The following is a 24,042-nucleotide window of genomic DNA, read 5'->3' on the forward strand; positions in this document are numbered from 1 at the left end:
CACCCATGGCCGATACCGCACTCATGACCATTCCGGGCCACGTCGACCCGGTCCCCGCTTCGCGCGACATCACGCCGCGCGCCGATGGCCGCATCGACCTGATCGGCCTGCCCCGCCCGCGCATACGCGAGCTGTTCGAGGAAGCCGGGCTCGATGCCAAGGCGGCCAAGCTGCGCGCCAAGCAGGTGTTCCACTGGCTCTACCACCGCGGGGTAACCGATTTCGCGGCGATGACCGACATCGCCAAGCCGATGCGCCCCTGGCTGGCGGAACGCTTCGTGATCGGTCGCCCCGATGTGGTCGAGGCGCAGCACTCGGTCGACGGCACCCGCAAATGGCTGCTGCGCACCGCCGACGGCCACGATTTCGAGATGGTCTTCATCCCCGACGAAACGCGCGGCACGCTGTGCGTGTCCTCGCAGGTCGGCTGCACCCTCACCTGCTCGTTCTGCCACACCGGCACGATGAAGCTGGTGAGGAACCTCACCCCCGGCGAGATCGTCGGTCAGGTGATGCTCGCCCGCGACGCGCTGGGCGAATGGCCGCGCGGGACGATGGTGTCCGACGCCGACGCAATCGACGAGGATGACGAGGCGGGCCATTACACGGCAGATGGCCGGTTGCTCACCAACATCGTGATGATGGGCATGGGCGAGCCGCTCTACAATTTCGATCACGTGCGCGATGCATTGAAGCTGGTGATGGACGGTGACGGCCTCGCCCTCTCCAAGCGCCGCATCACGCTGTCCACCAGCGGCGTCATCCCGATGATGGAGCGCTGCGGCGAAGAGATCGGGGTGAACCTCGCGGTGTCCTTGCACGGCGTGCGCAAGGACGTGCGCGACGAGCTGGTGCCGCTCAACAAGAAATACGGCATCGACGACCTGCTTCAGGCCTGCGCCGACTATCCGGGCGCGTCGAACGCGCGGCGCATCACCTTCGAATATGTGATGATCAAGGACAAGAATGACAGCGACGATGACGCGCGCGAGCTTGTCCGGCTGCTCAAGGCCTATAACCTGCCCGCCAAGGTCAACCTGATCCCCTTCAACCCCTGGCCGGGCGCGGGTTACGAGACCTCGACGCCCGAGCGTATCCGGCGCTTTTCCGAAATCATCTTCGAAGGCGGCTTCTCTGCCCCGGTGCGCACGCCCCGTGGCCGCGACATTGACGCAGCCTGCGGCCAGCTCAAGACCGCTGCCGAGAAGAAATCCCGCGCCCAAAGAGATCGAGAGGCAGCGGCGGCGATAGCTCCAACCGCGTAATCCGGTCGCGGCCCCCTCACTGCCCCAAAGAGTGAGCGTCGCAATCGGCAAGGTCTTGCTTCATCGCCTTCACGGCAGAAACGATCGCCTGCAGGTTTTCCTCGGTCTTTTCCTGTTGGTAACGCGCAAAAAGGCCGCTGATGAACTCCGACGTTCGCACGTTCAGAGCCTTGAATTCGTCGACCACCCGCTGTTCCTGCCAGTCGGACGGACGCGAATCGATGGCGTGCTGAAGCCAGATTTTGGCGCGCGGCGTGTAATCGATCGACCCGCCGAAATCGTAGCCTTTGCCGGTCATCGAACTGTGCAGCACGCCCAGCGCAGCGCAGGAGATTGCCTGCTCGTGTGAGAGCCGCTTGGGAGCAGGATCGGCTGCGGCAATCGCGCTCGCCGTCATAGTCACCATCGCCAGTGCGACGAAGCCGTACTGAAATGCCCTCATTCCTTCCCCCTTGCTCATCCCGCTTGTCCGTGACCATTGCAGCTGCAAATCCCGTTGCACACGGGGCTGACGATCCCAACAACGAGGTGATAAAGACTGGCAGGCGGGATGAGAAGCGTGACCACAACCGGGAACCAAGGCCAAGGCGACTGCAGCAGGGATTATCATGCAGGACAAGGACACATTGCCGTCAGGCCAAGAGGCCACACAGCCCGGCAGCGCCGATCCCGATACCATGGCCTTCTATCAGGCCCGCGCGCCCCATTATGTGCTGAAATTCGGACAACAGCACAGCTACCAGCTCGATCCTTTCCTTGATCGCCTCACGCCCGGTGCGCGGGTTCTGGAACTTGGCTGCGGCGGCGGGCAGGATGCTGCGCGGATGAAGGCGCGCGGCTTTGCCGTCGATGCAACCGATGGCACCCCGGCAATGGTCGCCAAGGCCAATGAACGCTGGAACGTTGGCGCGCGGGTGATGGCCTTTGACGAACTCGACGCCGAGGCCGCCTATGACGGCGTCTGGGCGCACGCCAGCCTGCTCCACTGTCCCCGTGACGCCCTACCCGGCGTGCTCGCCCGGATTCACCGTGCCTTGGCACCGAACGGCTGGTTCTTCGCCAGCTACAAGCTGGGCGAGGAAGAGGGCCGCGATGCGCTGGGTCGGTTCTACAATTTCCCCTCGGTTGAATGGCTCGCGGCGCAATATGGCCTGCCCGGCTGGGAGATCGTCGAGACCCGCCGCTATCAGGCGGGCGGGTTCGACAATGTGGAGCGTGACTGGATCGACATCATCGTGAGCAAGCCGTGAAGCATATTGTGACCGCAGTCTGCACCGGCACCGCGCGCCCCTTCCACGGAGCTGAGCTGAGTGCCTTTGCCAAGCGCCCCCGCGACGGGCGGGTGCAGGTGCTGGATCATGGTCTTGCTCCCGACGAGCAGGCCGACCGCTCGGTGCATGGGGGGCCGGAACAGGCGCTGCATCTCTATCCGCTCGATCATCATGCCTTCTGGCGCGGGATAATCGGGGATCATCCGGTGCTCGATGAACCGGGGGGATTCGGATCCAACCTCGCCGTGACCGGGCTGACCGAACAGGATGTCCACATCGGCGACCGCTTCCGTCTGGGTAGCGCGCTTGTCGAAGTCAGCCGCCCGCGCAGCCCATGCTGGAAGATCGAGCACCGCTTCGGCCACAGGGGCATGGTCGCTCGGATCATCGAAACCGGCCGCTGTGGCTGGTATTTTCGGGTGATCGAAACCGGCGACGTGGCGGCGGGCGATGTGCTTGAGCGGGTGACGATCGGCGCCGGGAAATGGAGCGTTGCCCGGGTCTTTGCCGCACTGGTGGCAGGCAAGGCGAGCCCGGAAGACCTCGCCGAGCTTGCCCACCTTCCTGCCCTCAGCCCGCAGCTGCGCGCCAAGGCCGCAGCCCGGCGCACATAGGCCACGGTTCATCCTGAAGCCCGGCCACCTGAACGAATCCTGCTGCTTCCTGAAAGTCTCATTCATCCTGCGTTCGAGTAGTCTGAACGAAAACAGGGGGGCTCCATCGGGGAGCCGCCACTAGGGATAAGACCATGAAACACCTCGCCCTGATCGCCGCCGCCGGTTCGCTGGCGGCCTTTGCCGCCCCGGCTCACGCGGCCAGCCTATCGGTCGCCCCCCTCGCTCCGGCACCTGCCGTCGCGATGTTCGACCACAGCTTTGTCCCCGTCACGGCTGTGGCCGAATATGATCGCGACCGCTGGGATGACCGCCGCCGGTGGCGCGGGCGTGACCGTGATCGGTGGGACGATGACCGCCGCTGGCGCGACAACCGTCGCTGGCGCGACGAGCGCGGCGGGTACTGGCGCGGCAATGACGGTCGCTGGCGCTGCCGCCGGGACGACGGCACGGTCGGCTTGCTGATCGGCGCGGGTGTCGGTGCGCTGGTGGGCCGCCAGATCGATCAGCGCGGTGACCGGACGCTCGGCACGGTTCTGGGTGCAGTCGGCGGCGGCCTGCTCGGCCGCGAGATCGACCGCGGCGACGTTCGCTGTCGCTGAGGGATGATGCGCCCAGCGTAGCAGGCGTGGCGCTCAGAGCAATTGATGCGCGACGCTTGCCCTGTTAGCGCAGGGCGATGCCCGCAGACCAGATCTTTCCCGCATGACCCGCCCCGCCGTGCTTGTGACCGGCGGGGCGACCCGTATCGGGGCCGCGATCACCCGCCGCTTTGCCGATGCCGGCTGGCACGTGGTGATCCACTACCGTTCCTCCGCTGTGCAGGCAGAGGCGCTTGCTGCCACGCTGCCTTCGGCTGACACGATCGCCTTTGATCTCGAAGACGACGAAGCCGCCGTCGCTGCCATCCGGCAATTGGCCAACCACCTCCCCGACTGGCGCTGCCTCGTGAACTCGGCCTCGGTTTTCAACTACGACCCTGTAACCGCGCTCGATCCGGGGACGTATCGTGAAGCAATGCAGGTCAATGCTCTTGCTCCGGCCCGGATGGCCCAGACCTACCTTGCCCATGCGGCAAGCGCCGCCACGCGCACGGTGATCCAGATCACCGACATGAAGATCGCCAACACCAATCCCGATTTCTTCAGCTACACCATGTCCAAGCACGCGCTGGCGTCCACCATCGGGATGCTCGCCAAAGGCGCGCGCAGCTCGCAAGACAGGGTCTATGGCATTGCCCCCGGTGCGATCCTCGCCAGCCATGACCAGCGCGAGGAAGAGACCGAACTCTCGCACCGCATGAACCTGCTCGGACGCAAGACCGGTGCAGATGAAATCGCGAATGCCGCGCTGTTCCTTGCCGGCGGTGCGTTGAAAAGCGGCCAGAGTCTGTTCATCGACAGCGGCCAGCACCTGCTCGACCAGCCGCGCGACGTTATCTGGCTGGCGCGCGAGCTCGCTGCGGCTGAGCGGAACGGATGATCCGGCACGCCCTCTCGACCCGGGCATGGCACTGGGTGAACGCCGCAGCCTTCATCGTGCTGTTCATGAGCGGGCTGAACATCTCCAACGCCCACCGCTACCTCTATTGGGGCGATTACGGCTATGATCCGGCCGATGCGTGGCTGAAGGTGATGCGCTTTCCCGGCTGGGCGACGCTGCCGCAGCATTATAACCTTGCCGCCGCTCGCGACTGGCACATTCTGGCCGCATGGCCTTTTGCACTGGGTTTGCTGTTCATCTGGGCCGCGATGCTGGCGAACGGCCATTTCCGCCGCGATCTGATGACGCGGCGCTCGGACTGGACGCCCGCTGGGGTGCTTGCCTCGCTCAGGTCCCATTCGCCGGGCGGCACGGCCAACACGGGCCATGGCTACAACCCGGCCCAGCGCATTCTCTACGGCCTGGTGTTGGGTGTGCTGCTACCTGTGATGGTCTTCACCGGCCTTGCCATCAGCCCGGGCTTCGAGCCTGCTGCCCCTTGGCTGGTCGATCTGCTCGGCGGACGGCAGAGCGCGCGTTCGCTCCACTTCCTTGCCGCCTGGGGCATCTTCGGCTTTTTCGTGATCCATGCCGTTCTGGCGCTGGTGCAGTGGCGCCTGATCGAGGGGATGGTTTTCGGCGCGCGCAGGCAGGAAGGACAGGCCGATGGCTGAAATCGGACGCCGCTCACTGATCGCCGGGATTGCCGCGCTGGGCGCAGGTGGCTGCGCGAAATTCGCTTCGAGCGAGACCGGGCAGAGCCTGTTCGATGCCGCCGAAAACTGGCACCGCGCCAGCCACCGCGCGCTGGCCGGGCGACAGGCGCTCGCACCTGAATACGCCCCTGAGGATCGCTCGCCCACGGTCAAGGGCAATGGTTCCGTCACGGTCGATAGTGATTTCTACCGCGCTCAGCTGAAAACAGGCTTTGCCGAATGGCGGCTGACAGTCGGCGGGCTGGTCGATAATCCGCTCACCCTCAGCCTTGCCGATATCCGCGCTCTGCCCCAGCGCATTCAGATCACCCGGCACGACTGTGTCGAGGGTTGGAGCGCGATCGGCGAATGGGCCGGGCCGCAACTATCGGTGCTGCTCGATGCGGCAAGGATACGGCCTGAGGCGCGCTTCATCCTGTTCCGCTGCGCCGACGTGCTTTACAACCGGCCCTATTACGAGACCATCGACATGGTCGATGCCTATCACCCACAAACGATTATCGCCCATGCGCTGAACGGCGAACCCCTGCCCGAAAAGAACGGCGCCCCGTTGCGCGCGCGGATCGAGCGGCAATTGGGTTACAAGCACGCCAAATACCTGACCGCAATCGAAGCGGTGGCAAGCTTTGACGATGTGGCCGGCGGAAAAGGCGGCTTCTGGGAGGATCTTGCCGACTATCAATGGTATGCCGGTATCTAGTTCGCGCCCCATGGCCTTGCGATGGGCGCCCCTGACGGTAACATTCCCGGCCTGACCAACGAAAGGAGCTCCATGAGCAAGCCTCTCCTCGACCGGTTTCTCTCCCGTGCCGTCAAGCAGGGGCGACTTGGCGTGGTCTATGCCGATGGCAGCGCCGCGACCCACGGCACCCCGGCTCCGGGCTTTCCCGAAATCGTGCTGCGTTTCACTGACGACCGCGTACCGCGCGACATCCTGCTGGACCCGAGGCTAGGTGCAGCCGAAGCGTATATCGACGGTCGCCTGTTGATCGAGGAGGGCGACGTCATGGGTCTCGTCAGCCTGCTGCGTGCCAATAATGCGTGGGACAAGGGCGGCGACATTCGCAGCCCCAACCCGCTGAAACGCATCATCAACCGCGCCAGCTTTGCCGCCGAACAGATCAACAATCGCGTCGGCTCGAAGAAGAACGTCGCGCACCATTATGACATCGGCAATGATCTCTATGCGCTGATGCTCGACGACGCGCATTGGCAGTATTCCTGCGCCTATTGGCCACGCGACGACATGACACTGGCCGAGGCACAGGCGGCCAAGCTTGCGCATATCGCCAGAAAGCTCGCCCTCTCGCCCGGCCAGCACGTGCTCGATATCGGCTGTGGGTGGGGCGGTATGGCGATCCATCTGGCCCGGCATCACAATGTCCGGGTCACAGGCATCACCCTGTCGGAAGAACAGCTCGCCCTTGCTCGCCAGCGTGTGCAGGCGGCGGGCGTGGCGGACAAGGTGACGATCACACTCGAAGATTACCGGGACACCGCCGCCAGCGGACAGCGGTTCGACCGGATCGTCTCGGTCGGCATGTTCGAACATGTCGGCCGTGCGCAGTTCGACACCTTCTTTGCGGCCTGTGCGCAGATGCTGGCTGACGATGGCGTAATGCTGCTCCACACGATCGGTCGCTTCGGCGGCCCCGGCACCACAGATGCCTTCACCCGCAAATACATCTTCCCCGGCGGCTACATCCCGGCGCTGTCGGAAACGCTCGCTTCAAGCGAGAAGGTGCGCCTGATCGCCTCGGACGTGGAAACCCTGCGGCTGCATTACGCAAAGACGATCCGTGCATGGTACGCCAATTGCCTCGCGAACCGCGACGCGATCATCGCGTTGCACGATGAACGCTTTTTCCGGATGTGGACCTTCTATCTCGCTGGTGCTGCCACCGTCTTCGAGCATGGCGGGATGTGCAATTACCAGATCCAGTATGTGCGCAGCCGCCGTGCGCTGCCGATCACGCGCGATTACCTGATCGGGAGCTAACCCAGTTCGTGCGCGCCGGGGCGTTGCCTCGGGCGGTAGACCGGGCCGAAGCCCATCAGCGCCGCCCCGTCAGCGGCAGGGCGATCACCCACCAGCGGACCCCGGATAGGCCTTCCGGGCTGGCAATCGTCAGCCCCGCCGTCGCCCCCAGCCCCGCACAGATCGCCACCACGCCCAGCACTGCGCGCAGGCGCGGCACGGTGCGCCCGCCGCGGATCGGGCCAAAGCTGCGTTCATGCCGCGCGAAGACCGCGATCATCGGCAGCAAGGCCAGCACATAGATGACAATCCACAAGGGCCGCGTGATCCACCATTCGCCGGTGCCGGGGACGGGTTCAAGGCCCAGCCCGCCCAGCACTAGCCAGTCGAAGGTCATCACCAGCACGAAAGCCGTGAGATGCCACAGGTAGACCGTCATGATCATCCCGTTCATCAGCACCGTCGCCGTCCATACACTCACCCGGTCCAGCATCCGCCGTCCGGCAGGTTCCAGCGCCAGCACCAGCCCCACCTGCACCGCCCCCAGCGCAAACAGCGCGAGCGTCGGCGGGAGCGAATTGGAAAAGCCTCCCGGTGCGCTGACCATCGAGACCGGGTAGAAGCCATAGACCGTGATGGAGACAAGGATCGCCAGCGACACTGCGAACCATCCCCAAGCAAACCAGCTCTTGCCAAACTTGCCTGCTCGCCATGCAAAGCCAAGCTGATGAATGGCGAGGAACACCCACAGGAAATTGGTGAAGTTCACCCACGGCACCTTGTGCGTGAAGGTCAGCCAGTCGGTCAGCATGGCAATCGGCACATAGACGGCAAAACTCAGCCAGCCCCAGCGTTGCCATGCGCGGTAGGCGATGGGGGTGAAGGCGGTGACGAGCAGATAGACCGCGAGGAACCACACCGGGATCAGGGCCGCCTCGGTCGCCATGCGGATCTGGTCGCGCGGCAGGCCCAGCTGGGTCAGGATCAATGCCAGCCCCGCCCACAACAGCAGGACGGGGAAAGTCGGCGTGATCAGACGCTGCACCCGGTTTGCCAGCCAGTCGCGGTAGACCCCCTCATGATCCCGCGGATACTTCGCCGTCGCCGCCGCCCAGCTGACCGAGTTCGAATAACCGCCGACCAGAAAAAACACCGGCATCACCTGAAAACCCCAGGTCAGCCAATGGGTCCACTGGGCAATCGACAGCAGGTCGCCGCGCCGCAGTTCGCCCGAGGCATCGACATAGAGCCCGGCCATCAGCCAGTGGCCCACGACCACCGCGAGGATCGAAACCGCACGCAGGAAATCGACCCAGCGATTGCGTTCGGACGGCGTAAGTTCCGCCAGTTCGCGCGCCTTGTTCCACATTATCAGCATCGGATCCCCTATGCGCCGCAAGACAGCGCGGCGCGTCAAGGGTTTAGCACCGAATTCTGAAAAGAGCATTGCACACAGCGGCACATTCCCTCGCCGCGAAAGGCCGATTGCCCCCGCCCGCGCGCGCTGTTAGGGGCGCGGCGCAAACAGTCCCCAAGGAACCTGCCCCATGGCCCAGCCCCAGAAAGTCGTCCTCGCCTATTCGGGCGGTCTCGATACCAGCGTCATCGCCAAGTGGCTGAGCGTGGAGCGCGGGCTGGAGGTGGTGACCTTCACCGCCGACCTTGGACAAGGCGAGGAAATCGAACCCGCCCGTGCCAAGGCTCGCGCCATGGGCATCCCCGACAATCACATCTTCATCGAAGACCTGCGGGAGGAATTCGTGCGCGATTTCGTCTTCCCGATGATGCGCGCCAATGCCCGCTATGAAGGCGATTATCTGCTTGGCACCTCGATCGCCCGCCCGCTGATTTCCAAGCGTCTGGTCGAGATCGCGCACCAGACCGGGGCGGACTTCATCGCCCACGGCGCGACCGGCAAGGGCAATGATCAGGTGCGCTTCGAACTCAGCGCCTATGCGCTCGATCCCGACATCAAGGTGATCGCCCCCTGGCGCGAGTGGGATTTGACCAGCCGCACCGCGCTGATCGCCTGGGCCGAGGCGCACCAGATTCAGGTCCCCAAGGACAAGCGCGGCGACAGCCCGTTTTCGACCGATGCGAACCTCTTGCACACCTCGTCCGAGGGCAAGGTGCTGGAAGACCCGTGGGAGGAAACCCCGGACTACGTCTACAGCCGCACCGTTAACCCCGAGGACGCGCCCGATACGCCCGAATACATCACGGTCGATTTCGAGAAGGGGGACGGCGTGGCGCTGAACGGCGAAGCCATGTCGCCTGCCACCCTGCTGGCCGCGCTCAACGATCTGGGCCGCAAGCACGGCATCGGCCGGCTTGATCTGGTCGAGAACCGCTTCGTCGGGATGAAATCACGCGGAATGTATGAGACTCCTGGTGGCGAGATCTACGCCCGCGCTCACCGCGGGATTGAACAGATCACGCTGGATCGTGGCGCGGCGCATCTCAAGGACGAGCTCATGCCGCGCTATGCCGAGCTGATCTACAACGGCTTCTGGTTCAGCCCCGAGCGCGAAATGCTGCAAGCCGCCATAGACCATTCGCAGGACAAGGTGACCGGCACCGTTCGGCTGAAGCTCTACAAGGGGCTGGCGAGTGTGGTGGGGAGGAAATCACCCTACTCGCTCTATTCCGAAGCGCACGTCACCTTCGAGGATGACGCCGGGGCCTACGACCAGAAGGACGCGGAAGGCTTCATCAAGCTGAACGGTCTGCGACTGCGGCTGCTGGCCCGCCGCTCCCGGGACGCCTGATCAGCCTCAGCACCGTGGAAAACCGAGTCGCCGCGCTCGCTGGGGCGGCAGCTGGTCTGTAACGTGACAATTCGGGGGCGGTTTCGTTCCCGCTTTTTGTCCGGTTCGCGATAAATGCGACGAACCGTTGACTTATCCACTCGTGTCCACAGGCCAAATCGCCCGAAGTGGAAAACTCGCCCGCCGGAATGTTGCCAGAACGCCGATTCAGGCGCACTTTGAACCTGTCTTCGGGAAACAAGACAACCGGAACGGAAGGCCGCAAGGCTCTGACAAACCGGAGGTTTTTATCCCAAGGATGGCGGTGGCATCTGTCCACGCGCCGATCTGGAGACGGCATGCAGGAGGCTTCGGCCAAAGGCAAGTCGGCTCAATTCAAGGATCGGAGCGACGCGGTGTTGCCGGACAGGCCATGAACCTGGCTGGACGTGAGGAGCAGCGGAAACGGCGAAAGCCCCCAACCCGTTGCCAACGCGGAAGGTAAAGGGACACGGTCTCGGTCAAGCGAATGTGCAAGGCCGCGGAATGCAGAGACTTCGGGCTCGGTCAGGACGCAGTAGCGCAGGAGCAAGGCCGGATGCCGGCGCGAGCGCCGGTGACAAATCTCTGGCAAGGCCGGTCGCAAGACAGGTCAGCGAGAGGCTAGACATCGGGCGCCAAGCATGGCTCCAAGCAGATGACGCGGAAGGTTCGCCGGACGCATCACGAGCAAGGGTCATCCACACGCCGGTGAGAGTGGGGTCGGCAGCAATGCCGGCCCCATTTGCATTGCCGCTTACCCCCTTGCTTAGTCCTCCGGGAAATCAGGACAAGCCGAGTCGGACTCAGGGAAAACCGCAATTTCCTCCCGATGCGCCGCTGTCGCATACCATCACTTCGTCGCGTTTGCAGGGCAGTTCATGCCTTTGAGGAAGGCTTGCGGCGATGAAATGCCCGTCCGGTTTGCCTTTTTCCCGCGCACCGCAGTATCCGCCCGCCTCATGCGGACGGGAAATCGCGCACTGGGCCAAGATGCCCGCAGCTTCGGCAGCCGGAGCATCCACGCCATCGCCGTGGCCGGGGTGCTGGCAATGACGCCGCTCGCCGCATCCACCGCTGCTGCGCCCGATCCTTCCGCAGCCAGCTTTGAACCGGCGACCAGCGCTGCCCTTATCGAGCTCGTCCCGATCCAGCCCGACGCCAGCGTGACCGCACCTGCCACGGAGGCAGGCGATGCGCCGGCCTCGGCCCCTCAGGAAACCGTGCTCGGTCAGGGCAGTGCTTCCTATTACGCCGCCAAGTTTCATGGCCGCCGCACTGCCAGCGGTGAGACTTTCGACAACCGGGCCATGACCGCCGCCCATCGCTCGCTTCCTTTCGGCAGCCTTGTGCGCGTGACCAATCCAGCCAATGGTCAGAGCGTCGTGGTCCGCATCAATGATCGCGGCCCCTTCACCCGCGGCCGCGTGATCGACGTCAGCCGCGCTGCTGCCGAAGAACTCGGCATGGTCGCCCGCGGTCACGCCCAAGTCGAGCTCGCTCTGATCGAAGACTGACCCGCGCCGCGCTTTCCCTTGCGCAGGCATCACGCCCACTTTGCCCCTTGCGCTAGCCCCCCTCGGGGCTAAGAGACCGCGCTTTCGACAGCATCGCGCAGCAAGGGGGCTTCCGGCGCGCTTTCGGGGGGCATTCGCTATTACGCTCACGCTGATCCTTGCCTATGTCGCAGCGCAGCTGGCACTTGCCATATGGGCCGGCCGCGGAGCGCGATCCGATGCCGATTACCTCGTAGCTGGCCGCTCGCTCGGTCCGTTCGCCGTCGGCATGAGCCTGTTTGCGACCTGGTTCGCATCCGAAAGCCTGATCGCCACCTCGGGCGAAGTCGCCCGCGACGGGCTCGCAGGCGCCCGGGCCGAGCCCTTCGCCTATGCCATCGGCATCCTCGCCATCGCGTTGTTCTTTGCCCACCGGCTGAGGAGCGGCGGCTTCATCACCATCGCCGATTTCCTGCGCGCCCGCTTCGGCGCGGGGACCGAGGCGCTTTCCGCCATCGTCATCGCACTCAGCGCCACCACCTGGTCGGCCGCCCAGCTGTTCGCCTTCGCCACCATCATCGCGGGCGCATCGGGGCTCGATTTCACCACAGCCCTGATCAGCGCAACCCTGCTGGTGATGACCTACACCATGTTCGGCGGCCTGGCCGGAGACGTCCTAACCGACATCGTGCAGGGCCTCATCATCATCGTCGCCATCCTGATCCTCTTCGCCTTGATGGCGAGCGCATTCGGCGGCGTGGGCGCGATGTGGGCCGCCGCGCCGCCCACCGTGTGGAGCTTCACTGCCCCCGGCGAAAGCTGGATCGACCGCGTCGAGCTATGGCTCATCCCCATTGCCGGGACGATGGTGAGCCAGGAGGCGCTCGCCCGCACGCTTGCCGCCCGCTCGCCCGCGGTCGCGCGCAGGGGCGCATTGCTCGGCGCGGGGATCTACCTCGCCGCCGGCCTCATCCCGGTCAGCCTCGGCCTGTTCGGCCCCCAGCTTGCCCCGCTCCTCGGCGTCACCCTGGGCGCGGACGAGGCCTATCTCCCCAGCCTTGCCGCCGCGCTGTTTCCCGAATGGCTGCTGATCATCTTCACCGGCGCACTGGTCTCCGCGATCCTGTCCTCGGTCGACAGCGCCCTGCTCGCGGTGTCGGCGGTGGTGACCGAGAGCGGGTACAAGCGCCTCAATCCCAAGGCCTCCCCCCTCGCCCTGCTGCGCGCTGCACGGGCGGCGACGGTGGGCGCGGCGGCCATCGCGGCGGTGCTGGCGGCGCAGGGGGAGTCCTTGCGCAACCTCGTGCTCGATGCCGGAGCGATTGCCGCAGTGCTGGCGGTGCCGATCATCGCCGGGCTGGCCGGAGCGCGCAGCGGCCGTGCGGCACTGGGGGCGATCGTGGTGCAGATGGGGGTGCTGGGCCTGCTCGACTACGCGCTGGGCATCCCCGGCGCCTTCCTGTGGATGATCGCGAGCGGGATCGTCACCTTCGCCGCCCTCACCCGGTTCGCGCGCCCCGCCCCCCCGCAAAGCCCCGCGCGGGAGCCGAGCGAAGCGGGGTCTGAGGCAGGCCAAAGCGGAGCTGAGGGGGGTCTGGAGGGGGCCTAAGCGGGGTCAGGACGGGGCAAACCGGGATCTGGCGCGGGCAGAAATTCAGATGTTTCCCTTGTTTTTCAATCTTTTGAACTCCGCACTACCCCGAAACTCGCGCAATGCGCGCGCTGCGCCCACCGCCTGACGCGCCGCGCTCACCCGATCGGCGAGCGCCCCTCCCCGCAGATCAACCGCTCCTTGAGCAAGAGGGGGACGCGCGCGGCCCGGAGCGCAGGAATGCACCAAGAGCGCGCGCGCCGGGGCGGAGGGTAGAGGGGCTGTGGGGGTGTAGGAAAGTGGCAGCACCGCCGAGGTGCTTATTTCCGACTGAGTTCCTCAATCTAGGAAATTGGCCTACGCTGCGCGATAACTCTCTAGGACCACGCTATTTTCAAGCGTGTCACCAAACAATCGCATTAACGCGATCGTTTCACTAGAAACTTGATGCAAGTCCTGCATCTCGATCAATGTTCCCTCCCCATGCGCAATCGAGTTTCGCCTCTTCAAGAGAACTACGTCTATGAAGGTCGACTTTTCCGAAAACGGCTCGCTATCAATTCCGCAAACTAAGCAAATATCTTTAAATACTTCAAAGTTTAAATTTGACCTCGTGCTAACGAGATCAGCGTTTACCCGGGTGAACCTGACATCGGACGATGATAAAACATCGTCTATAATCTGACAGCGTTCAGCAAACGATTTACTACTACTTTCGAGGCGCGGCAAAAAATAATTTCTTAAAAATTGACGATCCAAATCTTTATATGGAAATTTCCTAAGTGAAATGTGCTCAAGGTACCTTTTTGCAGCAAAACGTACATATCCTTCCCAATGGGCGTAACATATAGTCACAAGCGCACGCAGAAGAACTCTTTTTTCCAGAGCGTCTGCGCGCTGGATGGCCGCAACGAGGTCAGATACTTCCCTGATGCGCCAATTTCTGTCCTCAACAATCTGACGTCCAAAATCAGCTGCGGTGTAGGGCTTACTCATGGTTTGAACCACTCAGTCCCAAACGGGACTGTCCGCTGAATGCGGGCAGTTCCCCGCAATCCGGGCGACGTAAAGTTCGCCACCGTGGGTTGGGACCAAAATGCCTCAATCCTATCTTTTACAAACGCCGCGGCATCGCCGTCGCCCAAAGCCAAAATCGCGTCGACATTTCGAGCAATGCCGACCGCAATCGCTTCAAGCGCAACCAAACCGACCCGGCCTGAATGAGTCCCGTTTTCATATCGCCTGAGCGCATCTGGGCCAAAAGCAGAATGCAAAAGGCCGAAGGTCTTATTGATCAAATTGACCGAGGCCTGCTCGTCACCGCCCCTTGCGAGTCTGATTGTACCCTCGTCGATATATTCCTCGACATCGAGCTTCCCGTCATAAGGGACGAACGAATGGACCAAGAAGCGAACAGCCAGTTCCATATGTCGCTGCTTCTCAGCTTGATCAGGGGTGACAGACACAACGTCCTGAAATTGTACACTTTCCGCAACCCCGCGAATCGCGCGGAAGTAATCGCCGTTCACCATCAACATTATGCAGTTTCTTAATTCTTGCGGATTTGCCTGCGTTCCCCCCGCGTTCAACCTTTGGAAAAGATCGCATTTTGTTTGATCATCACTAGGACGTTTCAATATTTCTACTGCAATCCGACTACGCCTAATTGCCAATTGCAAACTCTTGTCTATCGGAACCTATTCGGCCTCGCCTATCCCTTCAACGAGAGCAGACCTTTCCCAAACAGCATTATGCAGCGACGGTAGATATTTAGTAGCCTCCAGCACCGAGGGTGGCTTTAATTGATTGCCAACTCGCAATTTTCCCATAAATTCCAATATAGTCGATACTCTCTGCAAGCCATCTATCAGTTCCCAAGTTCCGTCTTCGCGTTCGAAAACAAAAATCGATGGTATCGGAATACCAAGGAGCAGCGACTCAATCAGTTTTGATTTCTGGCTAATATCCCACCTGAAAAGGCGTTGGAATTCAGGATCGATAATCACTTCGAGATCATCATACATCGTGACAATCTCGCCAAGGGACATTTGGTAAGCGTCGGTCTTAACCTGCCGCTGTGCTACTTCAATTTCATTCAAGAGCATTTGGCTCACCTCCCGCAAAGCGCCCAAGTTACCTTACATAATCTGCGAGACTTGTGAAGAAGTCATTGAATCTTAGATGGTCCTGCCAAAAACCCACGAAAGCCGTAGGCTGCCTACCTCCCCAACAGCCCCGCCAGATACTGCCCCGTAAACGAGCGCGGCTCCTTCACCACCTGTTCCGGCCCCGGCCTACGCCGGGGCAGGCTCGTTCCCGAGTCAGTCCCTCAAGAGCGGCGCAAGGTATTTGCCGGTGAAACTGCGCTCTACCTTGATGACGTCCTCGGGAACGCCCACCGCAACCACCTCCCCGCCGCGCACCCCGCCCTCCGGCCCCAGATCAATGATCCAGTCCGCGGTCTTGATCACGTCGAGGTTGTGCTCGATCACGACAACCGAATTCCCGCCCTCCACCAGCCGGTGCAGCACTTCGAGCAGTTTGCGCACGTCCTCGAAATGCAGGCCGGTGGTCGGCTCGTCGAGGATGTAGAGCGTCTGTCCGGTGCTGCGCCGCGCGAGTTCCTTGGCGAGTTTCACCCGCTGCGCCTCGCCGCCCGATAGCGTGGTGGCCTGCTGGCCGACCTTGACGTAGCCGAGGCCGACCTCGTTCAGCATCCGCATCTTCTCGCGGATCGGGGGGACGGCCTTGAAGAATTCCTCGGCATCCTCGATCGTCATGTCGAGCACGTCGGCGATCGAGTGGCCCTTGAATTTCACTTCGAGGGTTTCGCGGTTGTAGCGCTTGCCGTGGCATTCCTCGCAGGTGACGTAGACGTCGGGGAGGAAGTGCATTTCGATCTTGATGAGGCCGTCGCCCTGGCACTTCTCGCAGCGGCCGCCCTTGACGTTGAAGGAGAAGCGGCCGGGCTTGTAACCGCGGGCGAGGCTTTCGGGGAGGCCGGCGAACCAGTCGCGGATCTGAGTGAACGCGCCGGTGTAGGTGGCGGGGTTGGAGCGCGGGGTGCGGCCGATGGGGGACTGGTCGATCTCGATCACCTTGTCGCAATGCTGGAGGCCGGTGATCTCGTCGTGCGCCCCCGCGATCACCCGCGCACCGTTGAGGACGCGGGAGGCGCCCGCTTGCAGGGTGTCGATGGTGAGGCTGGATTTGCCTGACCCGCTGACCCCGGTGATGCAGGTGAAGGTGCCGAGCGGGATCTTGGCGGTGACGCCCTTGAGGTTGTTGGCGCGGGCGTTCTTGACCTCGATGTGATGCCCGTTGCCCTTGCGGCGCTTGGCCGGGACATCGATCTTGCGCTTGCCGGTGAGGTAGTCGGCGGTGAGGCTGCCCTTGGCCTTGAGGATGTCCTTGAGGCTCCCCTGCGCCACCACCTCGCCGCCATGCACGCCCGCGCCGGGGCCAAGATCGACGATATGGTCGGCGGCGCGGATGGCGTCCTCGTCATGCTCGACGACGATCACGGTGTTGCCGAGATCGCGCAGGCGTTTCAATGTTTCGAGCAGCCGGTCATTGTCGCGCTGGTGGAGGCCGATGCTCGGCTCGTCGAGGACGTAGAGCACGCCTGAGAGGCCGGAGCCGATCTGGGAGGCAAGGCGGATGCGCTGGCTCTCCCCGCCTGACAAGGTGCCGGAGGTGCGGTCAAGGTTGAGGTAGTCGAGCCCGACATTGTCGAGGAAGCCGAGCCGCTCGTTGATCTCCTTGAGGATGGCCTTGGCGATCTGGCTCTGCTGCGCGGTGAGCTGCGCGTCCAATGCGAGGAACCACGCCTTGGCGTCCGCCACGCTCATCTGGACGGGCGTGGCGATGTCGGTGCCCGCGACCTTCACGCTGAGCGCCTTCTCATTGAGGCGCTTGCCGCGGCAGGTCTCGCAGGGCTGCGCGGTCTGGTACTTGGCCAGTTCCTCCTGCATCCACGCGCTTTCGGTCTGCATCATCCGGCGGTTGAGGTTGCCGATCACGCCCTCGAAGGGCTTGTGGACGGTGTATTCGCGGCGGCCGTCCTTGAAGGTCAGCGGTACCGGCAGCCCGCCCGTGCCGTGGAGGATGATGAGTTTCTGTTCGGGCGCGAGGTCTTTCCACGGGGTCGTAAGATCGAAGCCATAGGCCTTGGCGAGGCTGGCGAGCACCTGCATGTAATAGGGCGAGGGCGGGTTGGACTTGGCCCAGGGCACCACTGCGCCCTGCTTGAGGCTGAGCGCCTCGTTGGGCACCACCAGCTGCGGGTCGAACAGCATCTTCTCGCCGATCCCGTCGCAGGCCGGGCAGGCACCCTGAGGGGCGTTGAAGGAGAACAGTCGGGGTTCGATTTCCTCGATGGTGAAGCCGCTCACCGGGCAGGCGAATTTTTCGCTGAAGACGATGCGGTTGGCGGGGAGACCTGCGCCCTTCATCTTGCCGCCCTTGTCCCCCTCCCCGTTCGTGTCGAGCGCTGTCGAGACACCGCGCGAAGGCCTCTCGACTTCGCTCGAGGCGAACGGGGACTTTCCGAGCGCCTCGGCCACGGTCGTATCGGCGAGGTCGACATAGGCCAGCCCCTCGGCCAGCTTGAGCGCGGTCTCGAAACTTTCGGCGAGGCGGGTCTGGAGGCCGTCCTTCACCGCGATGCGGTCAACCACCACTTCGATGTCATGCTTGAACTTCTTGTCGAGCGCGGGGGCATCCTCGATGGCGTAGATCTCCCCGTCGATCCGCACGCGGGTGAAGCCGGAGCGCTGCCATTCGGCCAGCTCCTTGCGATATTCACCCTTGCGCCCGCGCACCACCGGCGCGAGCAGATACGCCCTCGTACCTTCGGGCAGCGCCATCACCCGGTCGACCATCTGGCTGACGGTCTGGGCGCTGATCGGCTCGCCGGTCGCAGGCGAGTAAGGCACGCCCACCCGCGCCCACAGCAGGCGCATATAGTCGTAGATTTCCGTGACGGTCGCCACAGTCGAGCGCGGGTTGCGGCTGGTGGTCTTCTGCTCGATCGAAATGGCAGGCGAGAGCCCGTCGATATGCTCGACATCGGGCTTCTGCATCATTTCGAGGAACTGACGCGCATAGGCGCTGAGCGACTCCACATAGCGCCGCTGCCCCTCGGCATAGATCGTGTCGAAGGCGAGGCTCGACTTGCCCGACCCGGACAGCCCGGTGACCACGATCAGCGCATCGCGCGGCAGATCGATGTCGATGCCCTTGAGATTATGTTCGCGCGCACCGCGCACGGAAATGGTGGTGAGGCTCATGGGCGTGACGTGTTCCGGAAATGTTCGTATGGGTCAAGGCAGGTCGGCGCAGCCAGGCGCTTTATCCGCTGCAAGATGGCTTCTTGCGGCGACGGATCAACGGGCGGCCGTCAAGATGGTTTCGCCCAACCTTACCGCATCGCGCCTTTCAGCGTTCCAGCACGGCGATCGTATCCAGCACCTGCTGCGCCACGGCTGCCTGTTGTCGAAGATTGTCGCGACCGGCAAAGTAATCGAGCGCGGCGCGCGCGTCGGTCTTCGCCTCCTCCAGCAGCGCGCTGTGCCGTTCCGTCGGCGCCATGGCCGCTTCCGCAGCGCCGAGACTGGCAAGAACGAGGCGCCCAAAGGCGTGCAACGACGGGTGGCTATCGGCGGTCAGATAATCGAGCGCAGCGCGGCAGTGCCCGCGCGCTTCGCCGAACAGGGTGAGCGACTGCTCCGCGCGTTCAGGGTCGCCGCGGTCGATCCCGGCGCGATCCTGCATCGCGCTGCACAGATTGAGCCGGATCATGGCCAGACCTTGGTCCGGCTCACCCATTTCCAGCCGATCAAGCGCCATCCGCCCGAGCGTCAAAGCCCCGTCCAGTGCCTCGCCGCGCTGCGACGGCGGAACGATACGAGCGAGCGTGTGCAGCGCAACTGCGGCATCACCAAGCACCTGCCCCGCCTCGCGCATCTGCCCCGCATCGTCATACATCTGCCGCGCCCCGGCAAGATACTGAACCGCCGCCTCAAGCAATTCGCGCGCGGCCTCCGGATCGTCCTTGCGCCCGGCGAGCATCACCAGCATCCGCGCCGCGCCCGCCTGCACCTCGGCGTAATCGAGCGGGTGCTGCGCCCGGTCGATCGCATCCAGCGCGGCGGCGTAAAGGTCGAAGGCGCGATTGAAATGCCCGCTCGCCGTAGCCCCATCGGTGAATTCGGCGCGCTGCACCGCCAGCCGTGCCGCGAGCGCCTTGCCGAGCCCCCATTCGCGCGGTCGGCCTGCGCGGTCGACAATGCCAAGTACATCTTCCTCAACCACGATATCGGCCCGGTCGAGCGCGGTGACATCACCGAACAGCGCATAGGTATCGAGATCCGCCTCGACCTGATCGACGCCGAGCTGCCAGATTTCGAGTGCGGCCTGTTCCTGTCGCTGGCGTCGCCGGGCAATAGCGTCCAGCCGGGTCCCGCTTGCCCGTTCCCGGTCTGCGCGCGTGCCGAGCAATTCGGCGCTGAGAGCGCGCGCCCGCTCGACGTCGAACAAAAGGGCCAGATCCTCGCCGCTCAGCGCGGCCAGCGTATCGGCGAGACTGCCGAAGATCGCTTCCGCGCGGGCGAAATCGCCCTCGTCGAAGGCCCGACGGGCATCGCGTAGCAGCGCCTGCGAGCGCGCCAGTTCGCCTTCACCAATACCGTTGTCGGCCAGCACCAGAACCCCGCGCGCGCCATTGCGCAGCCGGTTCTGCAACTGATCGATATCCTTCTGCATCGCCGCCAGCCGCACATCGAGCAGCACCGCCCGTTCGACCAGCGCATCCAGCTCGGCGAGCAGCCGCGCCTCGCTGAGCCCCGGATAGGCCAGATCGAGCCGCTGTGCGATCCCGGCAATGGTCGCGGCCTGCAGACCGGTGCTCCTTTCGAGCGATGCGATGCGGCTCTCGTACCATCGCTTCTGCGCGGCCGATGCGCCCACCGCCTCACCGGGACGCGTGCCTTGCGCAACCGCCATGCCGGGTACCAGCGCAGCAGCAAGAACCGCCAGGATCAGCCTGCCGGACATCGCTTGTAGACTTCCATGCCGTTGGCCGCTGTCTTGTCGTCCCATGCCAGCCGCTCGATCGCGGGATCGAGGCGGAAGCTGGCGGCCCTGCCCTTGGCGCTTGCCGGTTCGACGCCGACCACTTCCATGCTCCAGCCCTCGGCCTTCACGATTTGAGCCAGCAGCCGGAAAGGCTCGACGCCGGGAGGCCGCTTGACCATTTCCGCCACGAGTGCAGCGTCCCCGCCCTGTTCGATCAGCGCAATTTCCCAGACCAGTCCACATTCAGGGTCCTGTTCGCCCCACCGGCCCTCGATCTTGCCGAAGATCGGTGGCCGGGCAGGAAACCGCCGGGCGAGGATCTGCTCGATCCGGCTAACGCCTTCCTCCATTGGCGCAATATCCTGCGTGGTAACCGCGCGCGGCTCGAACAGGCTGAGCGCGCTCGTCATGGTGCCGAAAGCACCGAACACCGCGATCAGGATCAGTCCGGCGCCGAAAGGCGAAAATATCCGCTGAAGCGTGGAGCACTCGCCCGGCTGCCAGCTCACCGCAAGCGTTGCAAAGGCGGTCAGCAGGCCGATGCCGAACAGGAAAGCCTTGCCCCACAGCGCCGTCTCCTTGGCGAGCGAGGTGTCGTAGATCAGCCAAGCCAGCACCACTGCACAGGCGGCAGTCATGATGTTGAGGGTGATGCCCACCCATTGCGGTGCATGCATCGCTGCCGCCAAGCCTTGGATACGGCGCGCCAGCAGCTTCATCTTGATCGTAATCTGCAAGCAAGCCCCCCCTTCCCGGCGCGATCCCTCAGCAAAGCTATGTGATCGCCACTGGTTTGCAAACCGTCAATTACCGGATGGAGGCTGCACGGGGACCGCCTGCTTGCAGAACCCATGCGCACGAGGCCTGTGAGGAGGTTGAAGTTCCGATATTTATATATTTATATCATGCACTTGGATCGCCCTATAGAAAATCTGAAGGCGTCAGACCAGCCCAACCGCGTCAATAGAAAGCTGTCGTTGACGGTCTCTGGCCGGGGCCATTCAGGGTCGCAACCTGGCTAGCCCAAAAAGAGAGCGTGCAAGCGCCGGAACATGGCAGAAGCAGCTACCCCCCATTGCTTTCCGCCTGTTCCGGCCACGATTTTGCCATCAGCGCCAGGCTGCCGGGTTCGCCCAGCCAGCGGGCGGAAACGCCCCAGACCTGTGCGATGACCTCAGGCGCCAATGCCTGCTGCGGCGGGCCATCGGCGATCAACTGTCCGCGATCGAGCACAAGCACGCGGTCGGCATGGTTCATCGCCAGCGCGAGATCGTGGAGCACCACCACGACCCCCTGCCCCCTGGCGGCACAGGCCTTGAGATGGGCGATCAGATGGAGTTGATGCGCCAGATCGAGCGCGGCGAGCGGCTCGTCGGCGAGGATCCAGCGGGGCTCTCCGGCCAAGACCCGCGCCAGCAGCGCCCGCGCGCGCTCGCCGCCCGAAAGCTGGCTGACCGGCCGATGGCGCAGCGCCTCCAGATCAAGCGCGGCGAGCGCCTCTTCAACCGCCGTGATGCCGCGGTCGCGCCACGGGAGACGGCCAAGCGCCACCAGCGCCTCGACCGCGACGTCCCATGCAATGTCCGGGCTTTGCGGAAGGTAGCCGATCGCCTGCGCACGCGCTCGGGGCGGGAATGTGGCAAGGCTCCTTCCATCCAGCGTCATCTCCCCGCCAACCGGGCCAAGCAAGCCCGCGAGCCCCAGCAACGCCGATGATTTCCCCGCGCCATTGGGGCCGGTGATCGCCGTGATGCGACCCGGCTCGAGCATGGCGGAAAGGCGTTCCACCACCCGCACACCGCCGCGAACGAGGCTGAGGTTGCGCGCGGCGAGGGTCACAGCTGCCCCCTTCTCATGCGCAGCAGCAGCCAGCCGAAGAACGGCGCACCGATCAGCGACAGCGCAATGCCAAGCCGCAGTTCGGTCACCAGCGGCAGAATCCGCACGATGCTGTCGGCCACGAGCACAAGGCAGGCGCCTGCGATCGCGCTCGGCAGGATCAGGCTGGATGGCAGGCGATCGGTCAAGGGACGCACCAGATGCGGCACAACAAGGCCGACAAAGCCGATGATCCCCGCCACGGCCACGCCCGCGCCGACCGTCAGCCCTACACCGGCAACCAGCAGCAGCAGCAGACGTGCAGGGTCCACCCCAAGCGAGCGCGCCGCATCCTCGCCCAGCGTCAGCGCGTCGAGGCTTCTGGCTGCCATCGCCAGCAGCGCGATACCGGCGATGGTGAGCGGCGCGGCAATGGCGACCTCGCGCCATGATCGGTCGGTCAGCGCGCCGTTGAGCCACATGACGATTTCCGACATGGCAAAGGGATTGGGCGCCAGCGTTATGGCAAGAGCGGTCAGCGCGCCAGCAAGGCTCGCCAGCATCAAGCCGGCCAGAGTGAAAAGGGCAATCCCTCCGCCCGCGCCGCCTGCCGCATCGTTCGACGTACGCCCGGCGATCAGCGCGAGCAGCGCCATGCCGAGGCCCGCTCCGGTCAGCGCCAGGAGCGGCAGGCTTACCGCCGCAAGGGCAGGTGGGATCGCCGCTCCCAGCCAGAAGCTCGTCACCGCGCCCAGCGCCGCCATCGGGGCAATGCCGAACAGGCCGGGATCGGCCAGCGGGTTCCTGAGATAGCCCTGCATCGCAGCGCCCGCCGCCCCCAGGCCTGCGCCGATCACGATGGCGAGCACGGCCCTGGGCAGACGCAGTTCGGCCAGGATCAGTGCAGCGTTCTGCGGCGCGTCCCCGAAAGGCGGGATCCACACCCGCCCCGCCAGCAATGAGAGCGGAACGATTACCGCCAGCAGCGCAGTGAAGACAACGCTGGCGCGGTTCATCGCCGCGCCTCCACCTCGGCCCGGATGGCGCGCAGCCGGGCGCGCGCCTTGGGAATGGTCGGCCCGCCGCAATAGATGAGCGACGGATCGAAGGCGGCAATGTGCGTTGCCTGCAACTGCCCTGCCAGCAACGGATGACGCTGCCCCGGCGCGTCACCTGCCACCAGCAAAACGCGCGGCGGATCGGCGAGCAGACCTTCAAGGCTCACCCGGTCAGCCTGCCTCAACCCGCGCGCGGCAGCGTGGCTGACAAATCCCTCATCGCGCAAAAGCTCCGCGATCAGCGTCGCCTCACCCGCCACGATCTCGCCCGGTTGCCACAGCAAGGCATTGATCGGCGGGCCGGAAGACGCTGAAGGCGGCGCGGCGATGCGCGCGGCGAGCGCCTCGCCTTCGCTTTCGCGCCCTGCGAGCGCTGCCACCTCGCGCACCTGCGCAATGCTGGCAGCGATGCTGGTTGGGCTGCCGAAGGTCGCCACCGTCAACCCCGCGCGTTCCAATGCGGCCCGCGTCGGCTGGGGCAAAAAGGTCGAAGCGAGCACAAGATCCGGCTTTGCCGCGATCACCTCCTCTGCCGTGCCGCCCGTCACGCCATAGCGTGCGGCGACATCTGCCGGGATCGAGCTTGCACCGGCGTCGCGGCTGTAGTGCGACAGGGCCAGCACCTGATCAGGCGGCGCGATCTCGACCAGAATGGCATCGAGGCAGGGGTTGAGGCTGACAATAGTGGGCGCAGCGCTCTCAGGCTGCTCCCGAGGCGTCGCCGGAGCACAGCCTGCGGCCAACAGCGCCCCCGCCAGCAGCGCAATCCGGCCTTCTGGCCTGATGTCTGATGTGATGCGATCCCGCGCCATGTCCGGCCCCGGCGATAGGGCCGCATGGCCGGAGGCGCAACGGCTTAACACGCTTTCGCCAGTCGTCCCGGTTCGGGA

Annotated in this window: 22 protein-coding genes; 11 read left to right on the forward strand and 11 right to left on the reverse strand. The window is 64.3% G+C overall.

Going from position 1 to position 24,042, the window contains the following annotated elements:
• Positions 1 to 5 precede the first annotated feature (5 nt).
• On the forward strand, positions 6 to 1,265 hold the full coding sequence (gene rlmN / locus CHX26_RS12380) for a 23S rRNA (adenine(2503)-C(2))-methyltransferase RlmN (RefSeq protein WP_104942630.1): 1,260 nt from the start codon (positions 6 to 8) through the stop codon (positions 1,263 to 1,265).
• A 16-nt stretch (positions 1,266 to 1,281) separates the two neighbouring features.
• Here the strand turns inward: rlmN and CHX26_RS12385 are convergent, their stop codons facing one another.
• Entirely contained in the window at positions 1,282 to 1,707 is a 426-nt protein-coding gene (locus CHX26_RS12385; protein ID WP_146107735.1) for a hypothetical protein, read from the reverse strand.
• Positions 1,708 to 1,873: 166 nt separating this feature from the next.
• Between CHX26_RS12385 and CHX26_RS12390 the strand changes: the two genes are divergently transcribed.
• The 7 genes from CHX26_RS12390 to CHX26_RS12420 all read left to right on the forward strand — a co-directional run bounded on the left by CHX26_RS12390 (position 1,874) and on the right by CHX26_RS12420 (position 7,347).
• On the forward strand, positions 1,874 to 2,515 hold the full coding sequence (locus CHX26_RS12390; RefSeq protein WP_104942632.1) for a class I SAM-dependent methyltransferase: 642 nt from the start codon (positions 1,874 to 1,876) through the stop codon (positions 2,513 to 2,515).
• Positions 2,512 to 3,150 carry an MOSC domain-containing protein gene (locus tag CHX26_RS12395; RefSeq protein ID WP_104942633.1) on the forward strand — a complete coding sequence of 213 codons (639 nt, stop codon included), beginning with the start codon at positions 2,512 to 2,514 and terminating at the stop codon, positions 3,148 to 3,150. Before CHX26_RS12390 ends, CHX26_RS12395 begins: the two co-directional genes overlap by 4 nt.
• Positions 3,151 to 3,284: 134 nt before the next feature.
• The gene (locus CHX26_RS12400) at positions 3,285 to 3,752 is read left to right on the forward strand and encodes a glycine zipper 2TM domain-containing protein (RefSeq protein WP_104942634.1); all 468 of its coding nucleotides are present in this window, start codon (positions 3,285 to 3,287) and stop codon (positions 3,750 to 3,752) included.
• A gap of 103 nt (positions 3,753 to 3,855) precedes the next feature.
• Positions 3,856 to 4,632 carry an SDR family oxidoreductase gene (locus CHX26_RS12405; protein WP_104942635.1) on the forward strand — a complete coding sequence of 259 codons (777 nt, stop codon included), beginning with the start codon at positions 3,856 to 3,858 and terminating at the stop codon, positions 4,630 to 4,632.
• Complete coding sequence (locus tag CHX26_RS12410; protein WP_104942636.1) at positions 4,629 to 5,306, forward strand: cytochrome b/b6 domain-containing protein; 678 nt, start codon at positions 4,629 to 4,631, stop codon at positions 5,304 to 5,306. Before CHX26_RS12405 ends, CHX26_RS12410 begins: the two co-directional genes overlap by 4 nt.
• Positions 5,299 to 6,048, forward strand: coding sequence for a molybdopterin-dependent oxidoreductase (locus CHX26_RS12415; protein WP_104942637.1), 750 nt, complete (start codon positions 5,299 to 5,301; stop codon positions 6,046 to 6,048). Before CHX26_RS12410 ends, CHX26_RS12415 begins: the two co-directional genes overlap by 8 nt.
• A gap of 72 nt (positions 6,049 to 6,120) precedes the next feature.
• Complete coding sequence (locus CHX26_RS12420) at positions 6,121 to 7,347, forward strand: SAM-dependent methyltransferase (RefSeq protein ID WP_104943422.1); 1,227 nt, start codon at positions 6,121 to 6,123, stop codon at positions 7,345 to 7,347.
• A gap of 55 nt (positions 7,348 to 7,402) precedes the next feature.
• Here the strand turns inward: CHX26_RS12420 and CHX26_RS12425 are convergent, their stop codons facing one another.
• Entirely contained in the window at positions 7,403 to 8,704 is a 1,302-nt protein-coding gene (locus CHX26_RS12425; protein WP_172449825.1) for an acyltransferase family protein, read from the reverse strand.
• Between the two features lie 169 nt (positions 8,705 to 8,873).
• On the opposite strand from CHX26_RS12425, the gene CHX26_RS12430 reads away from it, so the two are divergent.
• From CHX26_RS12430 to CHX26_RS12440, 3 genes are all read left to right on the forward strand, one after another.
• A complete protein-coding gene (locus CHX26_RS12430) occupies positions 8,874 to 10,094 on the forward strand; it encodes an argininosuccinate synthase (protein WP_104942639.1) in 1,221 nt (406 codons plus the stop codon).
• Positions 10,095 to 11,023: 929 nt separating this feature from the next.
• Positions 11,024 to 11,629, forward strand: a complete 606-nt coding sequence (locus CHX26_RS12435) for a septal ring lytic transglycosylase RlpA family protein (protein WP_233997147.1) — start codon at positions 11,024 to 11,026, stop codon at positions 11,627 to 11,629.
• Positions 11,630 to 11,669: 40 nt separating this feature from the next.
• Complete coding sequence (locus CHX26_RS12440; protein ID WP_172449826.1) at positions 11,670 to 13,217, forward strand: sodium:solute symporter family transporter; 1,548 nt, start codon at positions 11,670 to 11,672, stop codon at positions 13,215 to 13,217.
• A 339-nt stretch (positions 13,218 to 13,556) separates the two neighbouring features.
• On the opposite strand, the gene CHX26_RS12445 is transcribed toward CHX26_RS12440, so the two are convergent.
• The 9 genes from CHX26_RS12445 to CHX26_RS12480 all read right to left on the reverse strand — a co-directional run bounded on the left by CHX26_RS12445 (position 13,557) and on the right by CHX26_RS12480 (position 23,964).
• A complete protein-coding gene (locus CHX26_RS12445) occupies positions 13,557 to 14,195 on the reverse strand; it encodes an MAE_28990/MAE_18760 family HEPN-like nuclease (RefSeq protein WP_104942641.1) in 639 nt (212 codons plus the stop codon).
• Positions 14,192 to 14,737, reverse strand: coding sequence for a hypothetical protein (locus CHX26_RS15975; protein ID WP_199797831.1), 546 nt, complete (start codon positions 14,735 to 14,737; stop codon positions 14,192 to 14,194). The genes CHX26_RS12445 and CHX26_RS15975 overlap by 4 nt, the downstream gene beginning before the upstream one ends.
• 159 nt (positions 14,738 to 14,896) lie before the next feature.
• Positions 14,897 to 15,304, reverse strand: a complete 408-nt coding sequence (locus tag CHX26_RS15980) for a DUF262 domain-containing protein (RefSeq protein WP_233997353.1) — start codon at positions 15,302 to 15,304, stop codon at positions 14,897 to 14,899.
• 216 nt (positions 15,305 to 15,520) lie between these two features.
• A complete protein-coding gene (gene uvrA, locus CHX26_RS12455; protein WP_104942642.1) occupies positions 15,521 to 18,490 on the reverse strand; it encodes an excinuclease ABC subunit UvrA in 2,970 nt (989 codons plus the stop codon).
• A gap of 148 nt (positions 18,491 to 18,638) precedes the next feature.
• Positions 18,639 to 20,255, reverse strand: a complete 1,617-nt coding sequence (locus CHX26_RS12460; protein WP_104942643.1) for a hypothetical protein — start codon at positions 20,253 to 20,255, stop codon at positions 18,639 to 18,641.
• Positions 20,240 to 21,013 (reverse strand): hypothetical protein, encoded by a 774-nt coding sequence (locus CHX26_RS12465; RefSeq protein WP_104942644.1) that lies wholly within the window; start codon positions 21,011 to 21,013, stop codon positions 20,240 to 20,242. Before CHX26_RS12465 ends, CHX26_RS12460 begins: the two co-directional genes overlap by 16 nt.
• A 328-nt stretch (positions 21,014 to 21,341) precedes the next feature.
• Positions 21,342 to 22,115: an ABC transporter ATP-binding protein gene (locus CHX26_RS12470; protein WP_233997148.1), complete on the reverse strand. Its 774-nt coding sequence runs from the start codon at positions 22,113 to 22,115 to the stop codon at positions 21,342 to 21,344.
• Positions 22,112 to 23,110 carry a FecCD family ABC transporter permease gene (locus CHX26_RS12475; protein WP_104942645.1) on the reverse strand — a complete coding sequence of 333 codons (999 nt, stop codon included), beginning with the start codon at positions 23,108 to 23,110 and terminating at the stop codon, positions 22,112 to 22,114. Before CHX26_RS12475 ends, CHX26_RS12470 begins: the two co-directional genes overlap by 4 nt.
• The gene (locus CHX26_RS12480; protein WP_104942646.1) at positions 23,107 to 23,964 is read right to left on the reverse strand and encodes an ABC transporter substrate-binding protein; all 858 of its coding nucleotides are present in this window, start codon (positions 23,962 to 23,964) and stop codon (positions 23,107 to 23,109) included. Before CHX26_RS12480 ends, CHX26_RS12475 begins: the two co-directional genes overlap by 4 nt.
• Positions 23,965 to 24,042: the final 78 nt, after the last annotated feature.

This window comes from Porphyrobacter sp. HT-58-2 (assembly GCF_002952215.1).
In the GTDB taxonomy this organism is placed as follows: Bacteria; Pseudomonadota; Alphaproteobacteria; order Sphingomonadales; family Sphingomonadaceae; genus Erythrobacter.

Bases quoted from the DNA above. Each gene is read 5' to 3' on its own strand.
- rlmN (WP_104942630.1), top strand. From the start codon at position 6: ATGGCCGATACCGCACTCATGACCATTCCGGGCCACGTCGACCCGGTC.
- CHX26_RS12385 (WP_146107735.1), bottom strand. From the start codon at position 1,707: ATGAGGGCATTTCAGTACGGCTTCGTCGCACTGGCGATGGTGACTATG.
- CHX26_RS12390 (WP_104942632.1), top strand. From the start codon at position 1,874: ATGCAGGACAAGGACACATTGCCGTCAGGCCAAGAGGCCACACAGCCC.
- CHX26_RS12400 (WP_104942634.1), top strand. From the start codon at position 3,285: ATGAAACACCTCGCCCTGATCGCCGCCGCCGGTTCGCTGGCGGCCTTT.
- CHX26_RS12405 (WP_104942635.1), top strand. From the start codon at position 3,856: ATGACCCGCCCCGCCGTGCTTGTGACCGGCGGGGCGACCCGTATCGGG.
- CHX26_RS12410 (WP_104942636.1), top strand. From the start codon at position 4,629: ATGATCCGGCACGCCCTCTCGACCCGGGCATGGCACTGGGTGAACGCC.
- CHX26_RS12415 (WP_104942637.1), top strand. From the start codon at position 5,299: ATGGCTGAAATCGGACGCCGCTCACTGATCGCCGGGATTGCCGCGCTG.
- CHX26_RS12420 (WP_104943422.1), top strand. From the start codon at position 6,121: ATGAGCAAGCCTCTCCTCGACCGGTTTCTCTCCCGTGCCGTCAAGCAG.
- CHX26_RS12425 (WP_172449825.1), bottom strand. From the start codon at position 8,704: ATGCTGATAATGTGGAACAAGGCGCGCGAACTGGCGGAACTTACGCCG.
- CHX26_RS12430 (WP_104942639.1), top strand. From the start codon at position 8,874: ATGGCCCAGCCCCAGAAAGTCGTCCTCGCCTATTCGGGCGGTCTCGAT.
- CHX26_RS12435 (WP_233997147.1), top strand. From the start codon at position 11,024: ATGCCCGTCCGGTTTGCCTTTTTCCCGCGCACCGCAGTATCCGCCCGC.
- CHX26_RS12445 (WP_104942641.1), bottom strand. From the start codon at position 14,195: ATGAGTAAGCCCTACACCGCAGCTGATTTTGGACGTCAGATTGTTGAG.
- CHX26_RS15975 (WP_199797831.1), bottom strand. From the start codon at position 14,737: ATGTTGATGGTGAACGGCGATTACTTCCGCGCGATTCGCGGGGTTGCG.
- CHX26_RS15980 (WP_233997353.1), bottom strand. From the start codon at position 15,304: ATGCTCTTGAATGAAATTGAAGTAGCACAGCGGCAGGTTAAGACCGAC.
- uvrA (WP_104942642.1), bottom strand. From the start codon at position 18,490: ATGAGCCTCACCACCATTTCCGTGCGCGGTGCGCGCGAACATAATCTC.
- CHX26_RS12460 (WP_104942643.1), bottom strand. From the start codon at position 20,255: ATGTCCGGCAGGCTGATCCTGGCGGTTCTTGCTGCTGCGCTGGTACCC.
- CHX26_RS12475 (WP_104942645.1), bottom strand. From the start codon at position 23,110: ATGAACCGCGCCAGCGTTGTCTTCACTGCGCTGCTGGCGGTAATCGTT.
- CHX26_RS12480 (WP_104942646.1), bottom strand. From the start codon at position 23,964: ATGGCGCGGGATCGCATCACATCAGACATCAGGCCAGAAGGCCGGATT.